The sequence below is a fragment of the Hafnia paralvei genome, assembly GCF_020150375.1.
GTDB lineage: Bacteria > Pseudomonadota > Gammaproteobacteria > Enterobacterales > Enterobacteriaceae > Hafnia > Hafnia paralvei.
Genome location: NZ_CP083737.1, coordinates 2,191,204 through 2,207,914, shown reverse-complemented (window position 1 = coordinate 2,207,914; position 16,711 = coordinate 2,191,204). Strand labels below are relative to the sequence as shown.

Annotated in this window: 15 protein-coding genes; 4 read left to right on the top strand and 11 right to left on the bottom strand. The window is 50.0% G+C overall.

What is annotated here, in order from left to right; genetic code table 11:
- Positions 1–363 precede the first annotated feature (363 nt).
- From K9N75_RS10470 to zwf, 4 genes are all read right to left on the bottom strand, one after another.
- Positions 364–1,005, bottom strand: coding sequence for a bifunctional 4-hydroxy-2-oxoglutarate aldolase/2-dehydro-3-deoxy-phosphogluconate aldolase (locus K9N75_RS10470; RefSeq protein ID WP_004090231.1), 642 nt, complete (start codon positions 1,003–1,005; stop codon positions 364–366).
- Between the two features lie 252 nt (positions 1,006–1,257).
- The gene (edd, locus tag K9N75_RS10465) at positions 1,258–3,072 is read right to left on the bottom strand and encodes a phosphogluconate dehydratase (protein WP_008813313.1); all 1,815 of its coding nucleotides are present in this window, start codon (positions 3,070–3,072) and stop codon (positions 1,258–1,260) included.
- 7 nt (positions 3,073–3,079) lie between these two features.
- Complete coding sequence (gene pgl, locus K9N75_RS10460; RefSeq protein WP_008813312.1) at positions 3,080–3,775, bottom strand: 6-phosphogluconolactonase; 696 nt, start codon at positions 3,773–3,775, stop codon at positions 3,080–3,082.
- Between the two features lie 87 nt (positions 3,776–3,862).
- On the bottom strand, positions 3,863–5,338 hold the full coding sequence (zwf, locus tag K9N75_RS10455; protein WP_008813311.1) for a glucose-6-phosphate dehydrogenase: 1,476 nt from the start codon (positions 5,336–5,338) through the stop codon (positions 3,863–3,865).
- 479 nt (positions 5,339–5,817) lie between these two features.
- On the opposite strand from zwf, the gene K9N75_RS10450 reads away from it, so the two are divergent.
- Positions 5,818–6,687, top strand: coding sequence for a MurR/RpiR family transcriptional regulator (locus tag K9N75_RS10450; RefSeq protein ID WP_008813310.1), 870 nt, complete (start codon positions 5,818–5,820; stop codon positions 6,685–6,687).
- Between the two features lie 265 nt (positions 6,688–6,952).
- Entirely contained in the window at positions 6,953–8,395 is a 1,443-nt protein-coding gene (gene pyk / locus K9N75_RS10445) for a pyruvate kinase (protein ID WP_224452561.1), read from the top strand.
- A gap of 71 nt (positions 8,396–8,466) precedes the next feature.
- On the opposite strand, the gene lpxM is transcribed toward pyk, so the two are convergent.
- The 3 genes from lpxM to znuA form a co-directional block, all read right to left on the bottom strand.
- Positions 8,467–9,429: a lauroyl-Kdo(2)-lipid IV(A) myristoyltransferase gene (gene lpxM, locus K9N75_RS10440; protein ID WP_008813308.1), complete on the bottom strand. Its 963-nt coding sequence runs from the start codon at positions 9,427–9,429 to the stop codon at positions 8,467–8,469.
- A gap of 170 nt (positions 9,430–9,599) precedes the next feature.
- On the bottom strand, positions 9,600–10,925 hold the full coding sequence (mepM, locus tag K9N75_RS10435) for a murein DD-endopeptidase MepM (protein WP_008813307.1): 1,326 nt from the start codon (positions 10,923–10,925) through the stop codon (positions 9,600–9,602).
- Positions 10,926–10,938: 13 nt separating this feature from the next.
- Positions 10,939–11,949: a zinc ABC transporter substrate-binding protein ZnuA gene (znuA, locus tag K9N75_RS10430; RefSeq protein ID WP_224452560.1), complete on the bottom strand. Its 1,011-nt coding sequence runs from the start codon at positions 11,947–11,949 to the stop codon at positions 10,939–10,941.
- A 73-nt stretch (positions 11,950–12,022) separates the two neighbouring features.
- On the opposite strand from znuA, the gene znuC reads away from it, so the two are divergent.
- Together znuC and znuB are read left to right on the top strand one after the other, a co-directional pair.
- Positions 12,023–12,814 carry a zinc ABC transporter ATP-binding protein ZnuC gene (gene znuC, locus K9N75_RS10425; protein ID WP_224452559.1) on the top strand — a complete coding sequence of 264 codons (792 nt, stop codon included), beginning with the start codon at positions 12,023–12,025 and terminating at the stop codon, positions 12,812–12,814.
- Positions 12,811–13,596: a zinc ABC transporter permease subunit ZnuB gene (gene znuB, locus K9N75_RS10420; protein ID WP_224452558.1), complete on the top strand. Its 786-nt coding sequence runs from the start codon at positions 12,811–12,813 to the stop codon at positions 13,594–13,596. Before znuC ends, znuB begins: the two co-directional genes overlap by 4 nt.
- Positions 13,597–13,665: 69 nt before the next feature.
- Here znuB and ruvB read toward each other — a convergent pair whose 3' ends face one another.
- From ruvB to K9N75_RS10400, 4 genes are all read right to left on the bottom strand, one after another.
- Positions 13,666–14,673 carry a Holliday junction branch migration DNA helicase RuvB gene (gene ruvB, locus K9N75_RS10415; protein ID WP_008813304.1) on the bottom strand — a complete coding sequence of 336 codons (1,008 nt, stop codon included), beginning with the start codon at positions 14,671–14,673 and terminating at the stop codon, positions 13,666–13,668.
- A gap of 22 nt (positions 14,674–14,695) precedes the next feature.
- On the bottom strand, positions 14,696–15,310 hold the full coding sequence (gene ruvA / locus K9N75_RS10410; protein WP_008813303.1) for a Holliday junction branch migration protein RuvA: 615 nt from the start codon (positions 15,308–15,310) through the stop codon (positions 14,696–14,698).
- Between the two features lie 100 nt (positions 15,311–15,410).
- The gene (gene ruvC / locus K9N75_RS10405; protein WP_008813302.1) at positions 15,411–15,932 is read right to left on the bottom strand and encodes a crossover junction endodeoxyribonuclease RuvC; all 522 of its coding nucleotides are present in this window, start codon (positions 15,930–15,932) and stop codon (positions 15,411–15,413) included.
- The gene (locus tag K9N75_RS10400; RefSeq protein WP_008813301.1) at positions 15,929–16,675 is read right to left on the bottom strand and encodes a YebC/PmpR family DNA-binding transcriptional regulator; all 747 of its coding nucleotides are present in this window, start codon (positions 16,673–16,675) and stop codon (positions 15,929–15,931) included. The genes ruvC and K9N75_RS10400 overlap by 4 nt, the downstream gene beginning before the upstream one ends.
- Between the last annotated feature and the right edge of the window lie 36 nt (positions 16,676–16,711).

Here is a 16,711-nt window from a genome sequence, read left to right as displayed (position 1 = left end):
CAGCGTTGTAGAAATGAATAAGAGATATGTAGAAGTTTTAATCATCAAGCGATTGTGAGTTTTCATAATAGTTTACATCTTCCCCCCGTACCTACTCCCTACCATACGGTTTGTTCAGTGTCCTCATCAGGTTTAATTAACTGCATTATTTGTATCATAGGCAATTTTATTAAGCAAACCCCGTTTTGACAAGTTTTCTTAGAAAAATGAATATAAATAAGCAAGTTAGATAATTAAAAAAGAAAGCCGCCAAGATTTGGCGGCTTGATTTCTGTGGAGCCTCAACAGGTTAGCATTGCTTAACTATCATACGCTATGCATAAAGCAACGCTTTTGGTGCTCACGCAATATGGACAAAATATTTTACGCTTTTGCACCGGCAACGGCTTCTTTAGCCAGTTCAGTAATGCGCGCATAGTCGCCATTGTCCAGCGCATCGTTAGGGATCAACCAAGAACCACCGATGCACAGCACGCTTTTCAGTGCCAGATAATCGCGATAGTTTTGTGGGTTGATACCACCAGTTGGGCAGAAACGAACGTGAGAGAATGGACCCGCAATAGCCTGCAATGCTTTAACACCGCCGTTCGCTTCAGCTGGGAAGAATTTAAACTCTTTCAGACCATGATCCATACCCAGCATCAGTTCAGAAACAGTGCTAATACCTGGGATCAGTGGGATTGAACCCGCAGTGGCGGCTTTCAGCAGGTCAGCGGTCAGTCCTGGGCTGATAGCAAACTGAGCACCCGCTTCGGTCACTTCTGCGAGCTGTTTAGCGTTGGTAACCGTACCCGCACCCACGATAGCTTCTGGTACTTCTTTCGCGATAAGACGAATTGCCTCAACCGCACACTCGGTACGCAGCGTCACTTCCAATACACGCACACCACCAGCGATCAGGGCTTTTGCCAAAGGCACAGCCTGCTCCAATTTTTTGATTACGATTACAGGTACAACCGGGCCTGCGGTCATGATTGACTCGGCGCTTACTTTCCAGTTTTTCATCTGTTTATTATCTCCACTGTGCCTTGCGGCTGATAGTTATGGCTGGCGCTGTGGTTTTCAAACCGAAAAACCTTGCCGTCCCCGTCATCCTTACAGCCGCATCAGTATTTGCGGCACACCTTCCCCCGAACCACTGACCTGAATCAATTCATCGGATTCATTTGCATGCCGCTATGATGTAGCTCTAATTATTTAGGTATACAACGCCAAAAAGAATCGTTAACGCGGGCCGCGATGCGACCCACGGTTTCATCAATAGAATTTGATGCAGCTAGCGCCCTCTTCAGCGCCAGAGAGTTGTTCCCGCAGCGCAGCAAACATTTCGCGGCCTGAACCGTCATGCAGCGCAGACAGATCTGGGTGAACCAGTTCGCGGTTTGCCAGTTCAGCCTCATCCACCAGCAAGGTCAGCTCGCCAGTTTTACCGTTCAGACGGATCATATCGCCGTCACGTACTTTCGCCAGCAGGCCGCCGGAGTACGCTTCTGGTGTCACGTGGATCGCTGAAGGCACCTTGCCCGATGCCCCTGACAGACGACCATCGGTGACCAATGCCACTTTCAGACCGCGATCCATCAATACGCCCAACGGCGGCATCAGCTTATGTAGCTCTGGCATACCGATGGCACGAGGCCCCTGATAGCGAACGACAACGATGCAATCTTTGTCCAGTTTGCCCGCTTCAAAAGCTGGCACGACATCATGCTGACTATGGAATACCACCGCCGGTGCTTCGATGATCTGATTATCAGTGGGAACCGCTGAGGTTTTCATCACTGCGCGACCAAGGTTGCCCGTTAACACTTTGGTACCGCCATGAGATTCAAACGGTTTATCAAAGCTGGCAATCACATTGCTATCGTGCGATTGGGTTGGACCTGGGCGATAAACCAGTTTGCCATCTTCAAGGAACGGCTCTTGGGTATAACGGCTCAGACCGTGTCCTGCAACAGTGTCCACATCCTCATGCAATAACCCCCCTTTCAGCAGTTCCTGCACTAACACAGGCACACCGCCCGCCGCTTGGAAGTGGTTGATATCCGCAGGACCATTTGGATAAATGCGACACATCAACGGCACAACGTCAGACAGGTCAGAGAAATCATCCCAGTTGATATGGATGCCCGCAGCGCGAGCCATTGCGACCAAGTGCATAGTGTGGTTGGTCGAACCACCGGTTGCCAGCAGCGCAATAATGCCGTTAACAATCACTTTTTCATCAACCATACGGCCAACCGGCATGTAGTTGCCGCTGGTTTCAGTCATGCGAGTAACCTGACGTGCAGCCGCATCCGTCAGCGCAGCGCGCAGCGGCATATCTGGCTGGACGAAAGATGCTCCCGGCAGATGGAGACCCATAACCTCAATCACCATCTGATTAGAATTTGCAGTACCGTAAAATGTGCAAGTACCCGGCGCATGATAGGACGCAGCTTCGGCTTCGAGCAGCGCATCACGGCCTAATTTACCTTCCGCATACAGCTGGCGCACACGGACTTTTTCTTTGTTCGGCAAACCGCTCGGCATTGGTCCAGCGGGAACGAACAGGGTCGGTAAATGGCCAAAAGACATGGCGGCCATAAACAGACCCGGCACAATTTTGTCGCACACGCCAAGATACAGCGCGCCGTCAAACATATTGTGTGAAAGACCCACAGCGGCCGACATGGCGATAACTTCGCGGCTCATCAACGAGAGCTCCATGCCGTCCTGTCCCTGAGTTACGCCATCACACATTGCGGGTACGCCTGAAGCCACTTGCCCCACAGCCCCTACCGTGTGCAGCGCTGCTTTGATCTGCTGCGGATAGGTTTCGTATGGCTGGTGCGCCGAGAGCATATCGTTGAAGGATGTCACGATACCGATGTTGCTCTTAGTCATGCTGGTCAGAGAGGCTTTATCTTCCTGACCACAGGCGGCAAAGCCATGTGCCAAGTTGCCGCAGGCTAACTGAGAACGATGTACCTTTTTGCTGCGCGCGTGTTCGATTTTGGCCAAGTAGGCCGCACGGCTGTCACGGGAGCGTTCAATAATGCGTTGTGTCACTCGGGATACTGTTGGGTTCATTGCTGCCTCATGCCGTCCAGTAGATGTCGACCGGCGTTCGTGTTTGCTGTAACACGGCGCGGATCGGCATCTCATTCACATCCGTACCCTGAATTGCGCGCTGATAGACATCACGCTTGCTGTCACCTACCACATGCAGGTAGATATGACGGCTATTGAGCAGAGCCGGAAGTGTTAGGGTGATACGATCGAGCGGCGCGGTCAGCGGGGTCATCCCCATGCAGACTCGGCCGGAATCCATCGCGAGAGCTGGGAACAGATTCTCTGCCCCAGGGAAGAGCGAAGCGGTATGGCCATCATCACCCATGCCGAGGATCACAACATCGAATGGACGCGCAATAACTTTTAGCGCCTGTTCGGTGTCTTCAGCTCCGGCAAACGGGGTGGCATGACTATTCTTCAAACCAACAAACTTTGCGTCTGATGCGTAGCCTTTTAGCAAATGTTCACGTACCAGCTTTTCGTTACTGGAATCATCATTTGCATCGACCCAACGCTCATCCGCCAAGGTGATGGTGACCTTGCTCCACTCAATGGCTTGCTGAGTTAACGCCTCGAACAGTCCTAGCGGCGTACGACCACCGGACACCACTAGGCTCGCTTGTCCCTGAGCGCCAATACTGTGGCTCAGAGCTGCGGCAATTTCCTCAGCAAACTGTTCGTTGAGCGCTTGTGCGCTCGGAAATTCTTTAAACTGTGCCATCTCAATCTCCCCTAAACTGTCTGAATCATGCAACACGAAGGTTTATATCTCCGTGTTGCTCTCATTCGAAAACGCCCTTCTAGAGCGCTATTCGAACTCATTCCATGCACGGCCATCGCGACTAATCATCGCAACGGAGGCCACAGGGCCCCAAGTACCGGCTTGATACGGTTTAGGTGATTCGTTATCAGCGGCCCACGCTTCCATAATGGAATCGACCCACTTCCATGCTTCCTCAACTTCGTCACGACGCACGAACAGCGCTTGAATGCCACGCATGGCCTCTAGCAACAGGCGTTCATATGCATCAGCCAGATGTTCCTGATGGAAAGTATCGGAGAAGCTCAGATCCAGCTTAGTCGTTTGCAGGCGGTGCTTGTGCTCCAGACCCGGCACCTTATTTAAGATGTCAATCTGGACACCTTCGTCTGGCTGCAGACGGATCGTGAGTTTGTTCTGTGGCAGCTCTTGATAAGAGTCACGGAACAGGTTGAGCGGCGGGTTCTTGAAGTAAATCACGACTTCAGAACATTTTGACGGCAGACGTTTACCCGTACGCAGGTAGAATGGAACGCCAGCCCAGCGCCAGTTATCAATATCTACGCGAATAGAGACAAAGGTTTCAGTGTTACTGGTTTTATTCGCCCCTTCCTCTTCTAGATAACCCGGCACTTTTTTGCCTTGTACAAAGCCCGCGGTGTATTGACCCCGCACCGTGGTATCGCGCACGTTGGAGTGGTCGATACGACGCAGTGAACGCAACACTTTGACTTTCTCATCACGAATACGGTCAGTCGAGAGATCCGCTGGCGGTGACATCGCGATCATGGTCAGGATCTGCAACAGATGGTTTTGAATCATGTCACGCATCTGACCCGCTTTATCAAAATAACCCCAACGTCCTTCGATCCCCACTTCCTCGGCCACGGTAATCTGCACGTGATCAATCATGCTGTTATCCCAGTTATTGGCAAACAGCGAGTTAGCGAAGCGCAAGGCCAGCAGGTTGAGAACCGTTTCTTTACCTAAATAGTGGTCAATACGGTAAACCTGTGACTCATCGAAGAATTCTGCCACCTGATTGTTGATGGCTCGTGAGGACTCCAAATCAGTACCGAGAGGTTTTTCCATCACGATACGGCTTGGCTCTTTGTTCAGACCTGATGCACCTAAACCTTGGCAGATCGCACCAAAAGTGCTTGGCGGCATAGCAAAGTAGTTGATGGTGACGCGTTTTTTCTGATCCAGCATCTTGGCAAGATTTTTAAAATGCTGAGTGTCGTTGACGTCAAGGTTACAGAAATCCAGACGAGCGCTGAGCGTCGCCCACAGTTCTTCATCAACTTTTTCTTTCAGGAAGGTATCCAGCGCTTCGCGCACGACCTTGGTGTAGGCGTCTTTATCCCATTCAGCGCGACCAACGCCGATGATACGAGTGTCCGGATGGATATGACCGGCTTTTTCTAATTGGTACAGGGAAGGCAGCAGTTTACGGCGGGCTAAATCGCCCTTTGCGCCGAAAATGACCAGATCGCAGGCCTGTGCTGTTGACGTAACCGCCATGTTCATCTCCTCGTTGCAGGATGCTTGTAATTTTATTACATGATTAATGTACTATTTTTGACTATAGCCAGTAAACATGCTTTTTTGCCGAAAATTTATACATAAAAGGTATTAAATTTTCTCAAATCCTGCCGCAAGCCATGTAATGACAGACACATTATGTAATTTTCTGTCAAAACTGAACTAATATTACCATATCGAAAGTTAGACACACGTCATACTCTGGTAAAAAAAGCCCATCAAGCGGCATCATCTCGCTGCAAAGCAGTTACAGCTCGTAGTATATTTTCATCAAACAACCATAGATTTCTCCTTTCTTTGAAATCGCTTTACCCAATAGATTTCAAAAATGCAGGAAAGCGGCTGGCGAGAAAGACCCGATAAGCTTACTAGAGTAAGTGATTCCGGCGCACGAAAGTAGCCAACCCACCTGCAATTTGAAAGATGACGGGTATACCATTCATGAGTGAATTTCGTATATGAATACGCTGGACAAAATTCAGGCGAATCTGGACCAACTAAGCAAATCCGAGCGTAAAGTCGCCGAAGTCATCTTGGCTGCACCGCAGACCGCCATTCACTCTAGCATTGCAACGCTGGCGAAAATGGCTGATGTCAGCGAACCCACGGTTAACCGTTTTTGCCGACGTATGGAAACCAAAGGCTTCCCTGATTTCAAACTTCATCTTGCACAGAGCCTTGCTAATGGGACGCCATATGTCAATCGAAACGTCGAAGAGACAGATAGCGTTGATGCTTATACCAGCAAAATATTCGAATCAGCGATGGCCAGCCTTGAAATGGCCAAGAATAACCTTGATATGTCTGCGGTTAATCGCGCCGTAGACTTGCTAACGCAGGCGAAGAAAATCTCGTTCTTTGGCTTAGGCGCATCTGCCGCAGTGGCTCACGATGCCATGAACAAGTTTTTCCGTTTTAACATCCCCGTGGTTTACTTCGACGACATTGTCATGCAACGCATGAGCTGCATGAATTCGAATGAAGGCGATGTGGTTGTACTCATCTCTCATACAGGCAGAACGAAAAGTTTAGTAGAAATGGCGCATTTAGCTCGTGAGAACGACGCAACGGTCATTGCTATCACCTCCCGTGATACCCCACTGGCGTTAGAAGCTACACTTCCGTTGCTGCTCGATGTCCCTGAAGACACCGATGTTTACATGCCAATGGTATCGCGCATTGCTCAATTAACACTCATAGATGCCTTGGCGACTGGCTTTACGCTGCGTAGAGGTGCAAAATTCAGAGATAACTTGAAGCGAGTCAAAGAAGCGCTGAAAGAATCGCGCTTTGATAAGGGACTTGCGCTCCCCCACCATTTTGACTAGAACATGACAGGGATTCAGCGCAGGAAACGGTTTTAACGACAATCAGGCACCAAAGCATAAAAACAATCGGTCATTTTCTGCTAAATAAAGAAGAGACTGGTATTAATCAACCGCATGCACTCTCTTTTGCGGTTTCATGCGAGCAGGCTTGATGAGTTGATGTGCCCAGTTTGAAAAACAATGGGTGTAACGTGGATGCGTAATCAACTGCCTGTTCGTTGTATTGGCAACAACACCAATGCTTCACATGTCAACGGAGTTACACATGTCCAGACGGCTCAGAAGAACCAAGATCGTAACCACCTTAGGCCCAGCAACCGACCGCGATAATAATCTTGAAAAAATTATTTCAGCTGGCGCTAACGTTGTTCGTCTCAATTTCTCTCATGGCAGCGCTGAAGATCATTTAGCCCGCGCCAATAAAGTCCGTGAAATTGCAGCAAAACTGGGGCGACACGTCGCTATCCTAGGCGACCTGCAGGGCCCAAAAATTCGCGTTTCGACGTTTAAAGAAGGCAAAGTATTCCTCAACATCGGCGATAAATTCCTGTTAGATGCCGATCTCACCACCGGTGAAGGCGATAAAGAAAAAGTCGGTATCGACTACAAACGCCTGCCAGAAGACGTTGTTCCAGGCGACATCCTGCTGCTCGACGATGGCCGCGTGCAGCTAAAAGTGCTTGAAGTTAAAGGCAGTAAAGTCTTTACCGAAGTCACCGTAGGTGGCCCGCTGTCCAATAACAAAGGCATTAACAAGTTAGGTGGTGGCCTGTCTGCCGAAGCGTTAACTGAAAAAGACATCGCCGATATCGCCACTGCAGCGAAAATTTCCGTCGATTATCTGGCCGTCTTCTTTCCTCGCACCGGTGAAGATATCAACTATGCACGTCGTTTAGCGCGTGACGCTGGCTGTGATGCCAAAATTGTGGCGAAAGTAGAGCGTGCTGAAGCCGTATGTAGCGAAGAAGCGATGGATGACATCATTCTTGCTTCCGATGTTGTGATGGTTGCTCGTGGTGACTTAGGCGTCGAGATTGGTGATCCGGAACTGGTCGGCATCCAGAAGCAGTTGATCCGCCGCGCACGTAAATTGAATCGTACCGTCATCACAGCCACTCAGATGATGGAATCCATGATCACCAACCCAATGCCAACGCGTGCTGAAGTCATGGACGTTGCAAACGCCGTGCTGGATGGCACCGATGCGGTGATGTTGTCGGCGGAAACGGCAGCAGGCCAGTATCCGGCTGAAACAGTAGCAGCGATGGCACGCGTCTGTCTGGGTGCGGAAAAAATCCCAAGCATCAACGTGTCTAAGCATCGCTTAGACGTACAGTTCGACAACATCGAAGAAGCCATCGCCATGTCGAGCATGTATGCGGCTAACCACCTAAAAGGTGTGACGGCGATTATCGCCATGACAGAGTCGGGGCGTACCGCGTTGATGATGTCGCGTATCAGCTCTGGCCTACCTATTTTTGCCATGTCTCACCGTGAGCGTACGCTAAACCTGACTGCACTCTATCGCGGCGTGACGCCGGTTTATTTCGATAGCACCAGCGATGGCGTAGCCGCAGCTCAGGATGCAGCAAATCTGCTTCGTGACAAGGGCTTCTTGGTTTCAGGCGACTTGGTTATCGTCACTCAGGGCGACGTCATGGGGACCGTGGGCAGCACGAACACCAGCCGTATTCTGCGCGTTGAATAAGACGTTCTAATCGTCAAATACACAAGGGGCGCATAACGCCCCTTTTTCATCGGTAGATCAACAGCTTTAGCCTACAGGTCTTTGCGCTTGTAGGGCTCTATCTCGCCCGGTTTGCGGGTCTTCAATAGCTTGAGTATCCAAGTGTACTGTTCTGGATGCGGCCCCATCAAGAGCTCCACCTCTTCGTTCATCCTGCGCGCCATATCATGCTCGTTCATCTCAGCAATATCATCCATGGGTGGACGAATATAGATATCCAACGTGCTGGTTTTGCCGTCATAAACTGGAAACAGTGGAATGACCTGCGCGCGACACAGCTTCATTAAACGACCTATTGCCGGCAACGTAGCTTTATAGGTTGCGAAGAAATCCACAAACTCACTGTGTTCTGCACCGTGATCTTGATCGGGGAGGTAATACCCCCAGTAACCGTGACGCACTGAACTGATGAAAGGTTTGATGCCATCATCACGCGCATGCATACGCCCGCCAAAACGCCGCCGACAAGTATTCCACAACCAGTCAATCATCTTATTTTTCTGATTATGGAACATGGCCGCCATCGGCTGACCTTGAGCGGCCAGCAGCATTGCGGGAATATCAACCGCCCAACCATGTGGAACCAAGAAGATGGCATTCCCACCGCGCTCACGTAAGGCCTCGATATGTTCCATACCGTGCCAACGGGTACGCTTCAGCACTCGCTGTGGATCACGTAGCGTAAGCTCGGCCATCAAAAACATCGACTGCCCCGCTCGCTCGAACATACGGTCAATAATCTCTTCGCGCTGCGCTTCGCTTAATTCAGGAAAACAATACAGCAGATTAATTCGCGCACGACGGCGAGCGCCACCCGCTAATTTACCCGCCCAACGACCCACTGTCGCGAGGATGGGATCCCGAACTCGCACGGGCAAATAGGCCATCGCCACCATCGTGCCGACACCTAACCATGCACCCCAATATTTGGGTAGCAAAAAACTTTTCTCAAACTGCGGAATAAACTCCACGTTTGACCGTTGTTCTTTTTCCATGCGAAAACTCTTTAATCAAATATCAGCTAATTATATACCTAAGCCGTCTGACATTAATTTTTATCTAACTTTTCAGATATAACGGCTGACAAAACATTATCCTGCGCATTACTTGCGTAAAGAAAAACAGCCGGAGAATAAAGCCGGCTGTTTTGCGAAAGAAGTGAATTTTAATCTAGCTGAAGCTGTGGAACAACCTGACGCACCTGAGCTAAGTATTCTCTGCGGTCTTTACCCGATAATCCATCGGAACGTGGCAACTGCGCCGTTAGCGGGTTCACCGCCTGATTATTCAACCAGAATTCATAGTGGAGATGAGGCCCAGTAGAACGCCCAGTGTTGCCTGACAGTGCGATACGATCGCCACGTTTAACTTTCTGCCCTGGCTTCACAAGGATTTTTTTCAGGTGCATAAAGCGCGTTGTATATTGGCGGCCATGGCGAATAACCACATAGTTACCGGCGGCCCCGCTGCGCTTCGCTATGACCACTTCTCCATCCCCAACCGCCAACACGGGAGTTCCTACCGGCATAGCAAAATCGACACCGCGATGCGGTGCAACACGTCCGGTGACCGGATTAACACGGCGCGGATTGAAGTTAGATGAAACTCGGAATTGTTTGGTCGTCGGGAAACGCATGAAGCCTTTCGCCAAACCGCTACCCTGACGATCGTAGAATTTACCATCGTCTGCGCGCACCGCGTAATAATCTTTCCCACCGGTACGCATTCTCACGCCCAGAAGCTGGCTCTGTTCGCTACGACCATTCAACTCTTCTCGAGACATCAGCACCGCAAACTGATCGCCCTTCTGTAGTTTGCGGAAATCCATTTGCCACTGCAGCGCCTTGATAACAGCGTTCACTTCGGAACGGCTCAGCCCTGCTGCGCGAGCGCTATTCACAAAGCTGCCGTTAAGCGTTCCGGTGACAACTTTGTTTTTCCATTCGCCCTGCTGAGATTCGACAGCCTCTTTGAAGTTGCCGTTAACCAGATTGTAGGTGCGAGTTTCACGGCGATTGACTTCCCAAGTCAACTGCTGCAATTCGCCAGCGTCATTCAATACCCATGAAAGGGTTTGACCAATTTTCAGGTTGCGCAGTGCTGGATTTTGCTTAGCTAACGCAGACACTTCTGACATATCGATACCAAACTGCGTCAGAATGCTACCCAGCGTATCGCCAGTAGAAACAACGTAGTCGTGAGTACCGGAATCGTTATCCGCTTTATCGTCTAATTCGTCGGTAGGAACTTCATCTTCTGGTGCGGGCTGATCCAGTGGCTCACTGGCTTCAGGGACAAGAGTTCGCAACTGTTGATTATCCAAAGGAATAATCTTGGCAGTGGCGCTATCGCTATCAATGTTTGGCTGGTAAACGAATGGCCGCCAAATGGAGACGGCCAACGTGATGACGGTCAGTGACCCTAGCATAACCCGATGTGGTCGGGGCAAGTTGTTATACGCTAGGGCGATAGATCGCGCTATCTGCTGCACTCGGATGTTCCTCTTAATCTCCGTTCAGGCAGCTTAAATACTGTTGTGATAGCTGAGTTAAAAACCTCATGTAACTATCAGCACCCAGTGCGATTTCGCTTCCCAAGGGATCTAAGGTTCCTTGGCGGACTTTTGTCCCCTGCGCTACCGCTGAGATTACTGCTGGCCTGAACTGTGGCTCAGCGAAAACGCAAACGGCTTTCTGCTCAACCAACTGTGTTCGAATTTGATGTAAACGCTGTGCGCCAGGCTGAATCTCGGGATTGACCGTGAAGTGACCTAAAGGAGTCAGACCAAAGGTGTTCTCGAAGTAACCATAGGCATCATGAAAGACAAAATAGCCTTTACCTTGCACAGGCCGCAGCATCATACCAACATTTTTTTGCGTCTGCTCTAGTTGTTCCTCGAATTTACGTAGGTTGACATCCAGTTTGTCTTTGTTTTGTGGACTTTGTAACAATAATTTATCGTGTATCGCTATCGCGATCTGTTTTGCAATGGCCGGAGATAGCCAAATATGCAGGTTATACTGGCCATGATCGTGATCGTGATGTTCTTCGGAGGCAGTCTCTGCGCCATTTGTAACATTATGTGCAACAGAATTTTCAGATTTTTCTGTGTTGCTTTCTGGTTCTACAGATTTATGGTCGTGGTCATGATCGTCATCACCGGCGATAAGCAGGCTGTGAACGGCCGGCAGACCAGATAGCATCAGGTTTTTGTTATTTTCGAGCTGTTGGGTCGGTTTAGTCAGAAAAGCCTCCATTTCCGGCCCTACCCATACTACAAGGTCCGCCTCACGCAATCGTTTGATATCCGATGGCTTGAGTGCATAATCATGCGGAGAAGCTCCATCTGGAAGCAAAACTTCAGTCTCAGTCACTCCGTCAGCAATTGCCGACGCAATAAATCCTAATGGACGTATTGAGGTCAATACCGCTGCCTGAGCGCAGCTAATACCTGCACTGGTCACCAATGCTGCAGCAATAATAGTGCGCTTAAACCACGCTTTTTTGTGTATCATGTCAAAATTCTCTTCGTCAATTTGGGCGATCGTTATATTATAACATTTCACTCATTCTGCAATACGCAAAAACATGCCGAGTCAAAATAATAGTAGTTTGCAAAATAATCGTAGTTTGGTATCTCTCAAGGACATTACGGTGAGTTTTGGCTCTCGTAACGTGCTATCACATATATCACTCGACCTGAAGCCGGGACGCATTCTCACGCTTCTTGGGCCAAATGGTGCTGGAAAATCAACGCTGGTACGCGTGGTGCTGGGCTTAGTCAAACCCACATCAGGTTCGATTACCACCGCCAATAATTTGACCATTGGCTATGTGCCACAAAAACTTCACCTTGACGCTACGCTGCCGTTAACCGTCAGCCGTTTTATGCGTCTGCGCCCCGGTGTGCGCAAAGACGATGTATTACCCGCCCTAAAGCGTGTTCACGCGGCACACCTGCTTAATCAGCCTATGCAGAAGTTATCTGGCGGCGAAAATCAACGCGTTTTACTCGCTAGAGCCTTGCTTAACAAACCCGATTTGCTGGTATTAGACGAGCCCACTGCTGGCGTTGACGTTAACGGCCAACTTGCGCTTTATGATTTGATTAATCAGCTGAGGCAAGAGCTTAACTGCTCGGTATTGATGGTTTCCCACGATCTACATTTAGTTATGGCGAAAACTGATGAAGTGCTGTGCTTGAACCAGCATATTTGCTGCTCGGGGACTCCCGAGGTGGTTTCCCTGCATCCAGAATTTATTGCCATGTTTGGCAACCGTGGTGCAGAACAACTGGCGATTTATCGTCACCACCATAACCACCGCCACGATTTACAAGGAAAAATCATCTTGAAGAGTAATGGGAGTCAGCAGTCATGATTGAGTTACTTCTTCCGGGCTGGATCGCGGGAGCGTTACTGGCGTTGACTGCGGGTCCTCTGGGGTCATTTGTCGTATGGCGGCGCATGTCTTACTTCGGTGATACGCTAGCGCATGCCTCATTGCTTGGCGTGGCGTTTGGCTTATTGCTGAATGTGAATCCTTTCTTCGCCGTTATCGTCGTCACTCTGCTACTGGCGATTGGCTTAGTGTGGTTAGAGCGTCGCCCCACACTCGGCGTTGACACCCTACTTGGCATCATGGCACACAGTGCGCTTTCGCTAGGCCTGGTCGTGGTCGCTTTGATGTCGAATGTACGCGTCGATCTCATGGCTTATTTATTTGGCGATCTGCTTTCGGTTACCTATAACGACATCGTAATGATAGCGATTGGCGTTGACATTGTTCTCGGTATTCTATGGTGGCAGTGGCGCCCACTGCTGTCCGTCACTATTAGCCCAGAGCTCGCCCACGTCGACGGCGTTAATCTTGAGCGCGTTCGTATGATACTAATGCTGGTAACGGCGTTGACCATCGGCTTGGCAATGAAATTTGTTGGGGCTTTAATCATCACCTCACTGCTGATTATCCCTGCTGCCACCGCGCGCCGTTTTTCCCGCACGCCGGAGCAAATGGCAAGCATTGCCGTGATCATTGGTATTCTAGCGGTGACCGGTGGGCTAACCTTCTCTGCCTTTTACGATACGCCTGCAGGGCCGTCGGTGGTGCTATGCGCAACCGCCATGTTTATTCTCAGCCTGAGCAAAAAACAAAGCGTATAGCGTGAGATATCTGTAAAAGCAAAAAGCCCGAGACATTGAATATGCTCGGGCTTTTTTATTTAGCACTGGTTATGGCTCTTCGCGCGTCATACCAAAATGTTTGTAGGCATGATTGGTTGCCATACGCCCTCGCGGCGTACGCTGCAAAAATCCCTGCTGAATGAGATAGGGTTCCAATACGTCCTCGATAGTTTCTCGCTCTTCGCCGATAGCAGCTGCAAGGTTATCAAGTCCAACGGGTCCACCCATAAACTTATCAATCACCGCCAGCAGCAGTTTTCGGTCCATGTAGTCGAAGCCTTCGGCATCAACATCCAACATATTCAGCGCTTGCGTTGCCACATCCGCGTCAATGTTGCCGTCGGCACAGACCTCTGCATAATCTCGCACGCGGCGCAGCAGACGGTTAGCAATACGCGGTGTACCACGTGAACGACGAGCCACCTCGTGTGCGCCTTCTTCTGTCAGTGACAATCCTAAGCATTGAGCACTGCGACCCACGATATGCTGTAAATCAGCCACCTGATAAAACTCAAGACGCTGAACAATACCAAATCGATCGCGTAACGGTGAAGTCAGAGAACCCGCTCGGGTCGTTGCGCCCACCAGCGTAAAGGGAGGCAAATCAATCTTGATAGACCTTGCGGCTGGACCTTCGCCAATCATGATATCAAGCTGATAGTCTTCCATCGCTGGGTAGAGAATCTCTTCAACCACCGGAGACAAACGATGAATTTCGTCAATAAACAGCACATCATGTGGTTCAAGATTCGTCAGCATAGCCGCTAAGTCACCCGCCTTCTCTAGCACGGGTCCAGATGTGGTACGCAAATTCACGCCCATTTCATTCGCGACAATATTTGCCAATGTCGTTTTGCCCAATCCCGGCGGGCCGAAAATCAGCAAGTGATCGAGCGCATCACCACGCAGCTTGGCCGCTTTGATGAAAATCTCCATCTGACCACGCACCTGTGGCTGCCCGACATATTCAGATAGGCTTTTAGGACGGATAGCACGATCGATAATCTCTTCTTCGCTCTGCACTTCCGCAGTAATCAGACGGTCAGCTTCAATCATCCTTCATTTACCTCATTGGCGATTACAGCGCCGCGCGCAGTGCATCACGAATTAACGTTTCACTGTCTGCATCTGGTTTGGCAATTTTGCTTATCATCCGGCTTGCTTCCTGCGGTTTATAACCAAGAGCAATCAGCGCGGACACCGCCTCCCCTTCAGCATCAATTTCGCTGGCAGGTTTTTTCGCTGCTGGTACCGGCAAATCACTATGATTATTGAACAAATCACCGGTGAGTCCTTTAAAGCGATCTTTCATTTCCACCACGAGACGTTCGGCCGTTTTCTTACCCACGCCGGGAAGTTTGACCAGCGTGCTCACTTCTTCGCGTTCAATCGCCGTAACAAATTGCTGGGCAGACATGCCTGATAAAATTGCCAGCGCCAGTTTTGGCCCTACACCATTGACTTTAATTAGCTCGCGAAACAGCGCGCGCTCTTGTTTATTATTAAAACCGTACAGCAACTGCGCATCTTCACGCACCACAAAATGAGTGAAGATAATAACTTCCTGTCCTAGTTCGGGAAGCTCATAAAAACAGGTCATCGGCATGTGGACTTCATAGCCTACGCCGTTGGCTTCCAGCAGCACTTCTGGCGGCTGTTTTTCCAGAATAATTCCTCTGAGACGACCTATCACGCGCAATTCCTCTTAAATAGTAAACTTTTTCATTATGACCTACAGCTTATACCATAAAAAAGGCTGGATGAATATCCAGCCTATTATAGTTCGATCTGATTTACTTTAAACGCCCACGAGCAAGATTCAACCGAGTCGGACTCGCGCGTAATGCGTTCTGGCTAACATGGCAATGCGTGATCGCCACAGCCAACGCATCAGCGGCATCCGCCTGTGGATTCGCAGAGAGTTTCAGCAGTGAACGCACCATATGCTGAACCTGCGCCTTTTCCGCAGCGCCGGTTCCAACGACCGTCTGCTTGATCTGCCGCGCAGCATATTCGAATACGGGCAAATCAACGTTGACGGCAGCCACAATGGCCGCACCACGAGCCTGACCTAGCTTTAAGGCCGAGTCCGCATTCTTCGCCATAAAAACTTGTTCAATAGCAAAAATATCTGGCTGGAACTGGGTGATGATCTCACTAACGCCGGCATACACCAGCTTCAGGCGAGTGGGTAAATCATCGACAGAGGTGCGAATGCACCCGCTGCCGAGATATTCGAGCTTTCGCCCCACCTGACGGATCACACCATATCCCGTGATCCGTGAGCCGGGGTCAATCCCGAGGATGATACTCATTCCAGAGTAGCCGCAACCTCGTCGGAAACTTCACCGTTGTGATAAACTTCCTGCACATCGTCACAATCTTCCAGCATATCGATCAGACGCATCAGCTTAGGTGCTGTTTCTGCATCCATTTCCGCCTTAGTGGAAGGTATCATAGAAACTTCAGCGGACTCAGCAACCAGACCGGCAGCATCTAACGCATCTTTCACTTCGCCAAAAGTTTCCCATGGGGTGAAGACGTCGATAGCGCCGTCATCATAGGTCACTACGTCATCAGCACCCGCTTCCAACGCCGCATCCATCACGGTATCTTCGTCCAGACCCGGTGCATAGGAAATAACGCCTTTCTTGGTGAACAGGTAAGAAACAGAACCATCAGTTCCCAGATTGCCCCCCGTTTTCGTGAAAGCATGACGCACTTCAGCTACGGTACGGTTGCGGTTATCACTCAGGCACTCAACCATGATCGCAGAACCACCAGGACCATATCCTTCATAGATGATGGTTTCCATGTTGGTATCATCATCACCGCCTACACCACGCGCGATTGCACGGTTCAACGTATCGCGGGTCATGTTGTTGGACAGCGCTTTATCGATAGCCGCGCGCAGACGTGGGTTCGCACCCGGATCACCACCGCCTAATTTCGCAGCAGTAACCAGCTCGCGAATAATTTTGGTGAAGATTTTACCGCGCTTAGAATCCTGCGCGGCTTTACGGTGTTTCGTGTTGGCCCACTTACTATGACCTGCCATATGTTTCTCCGGTAAAAGCCGTAGGGCTTTAAAAAT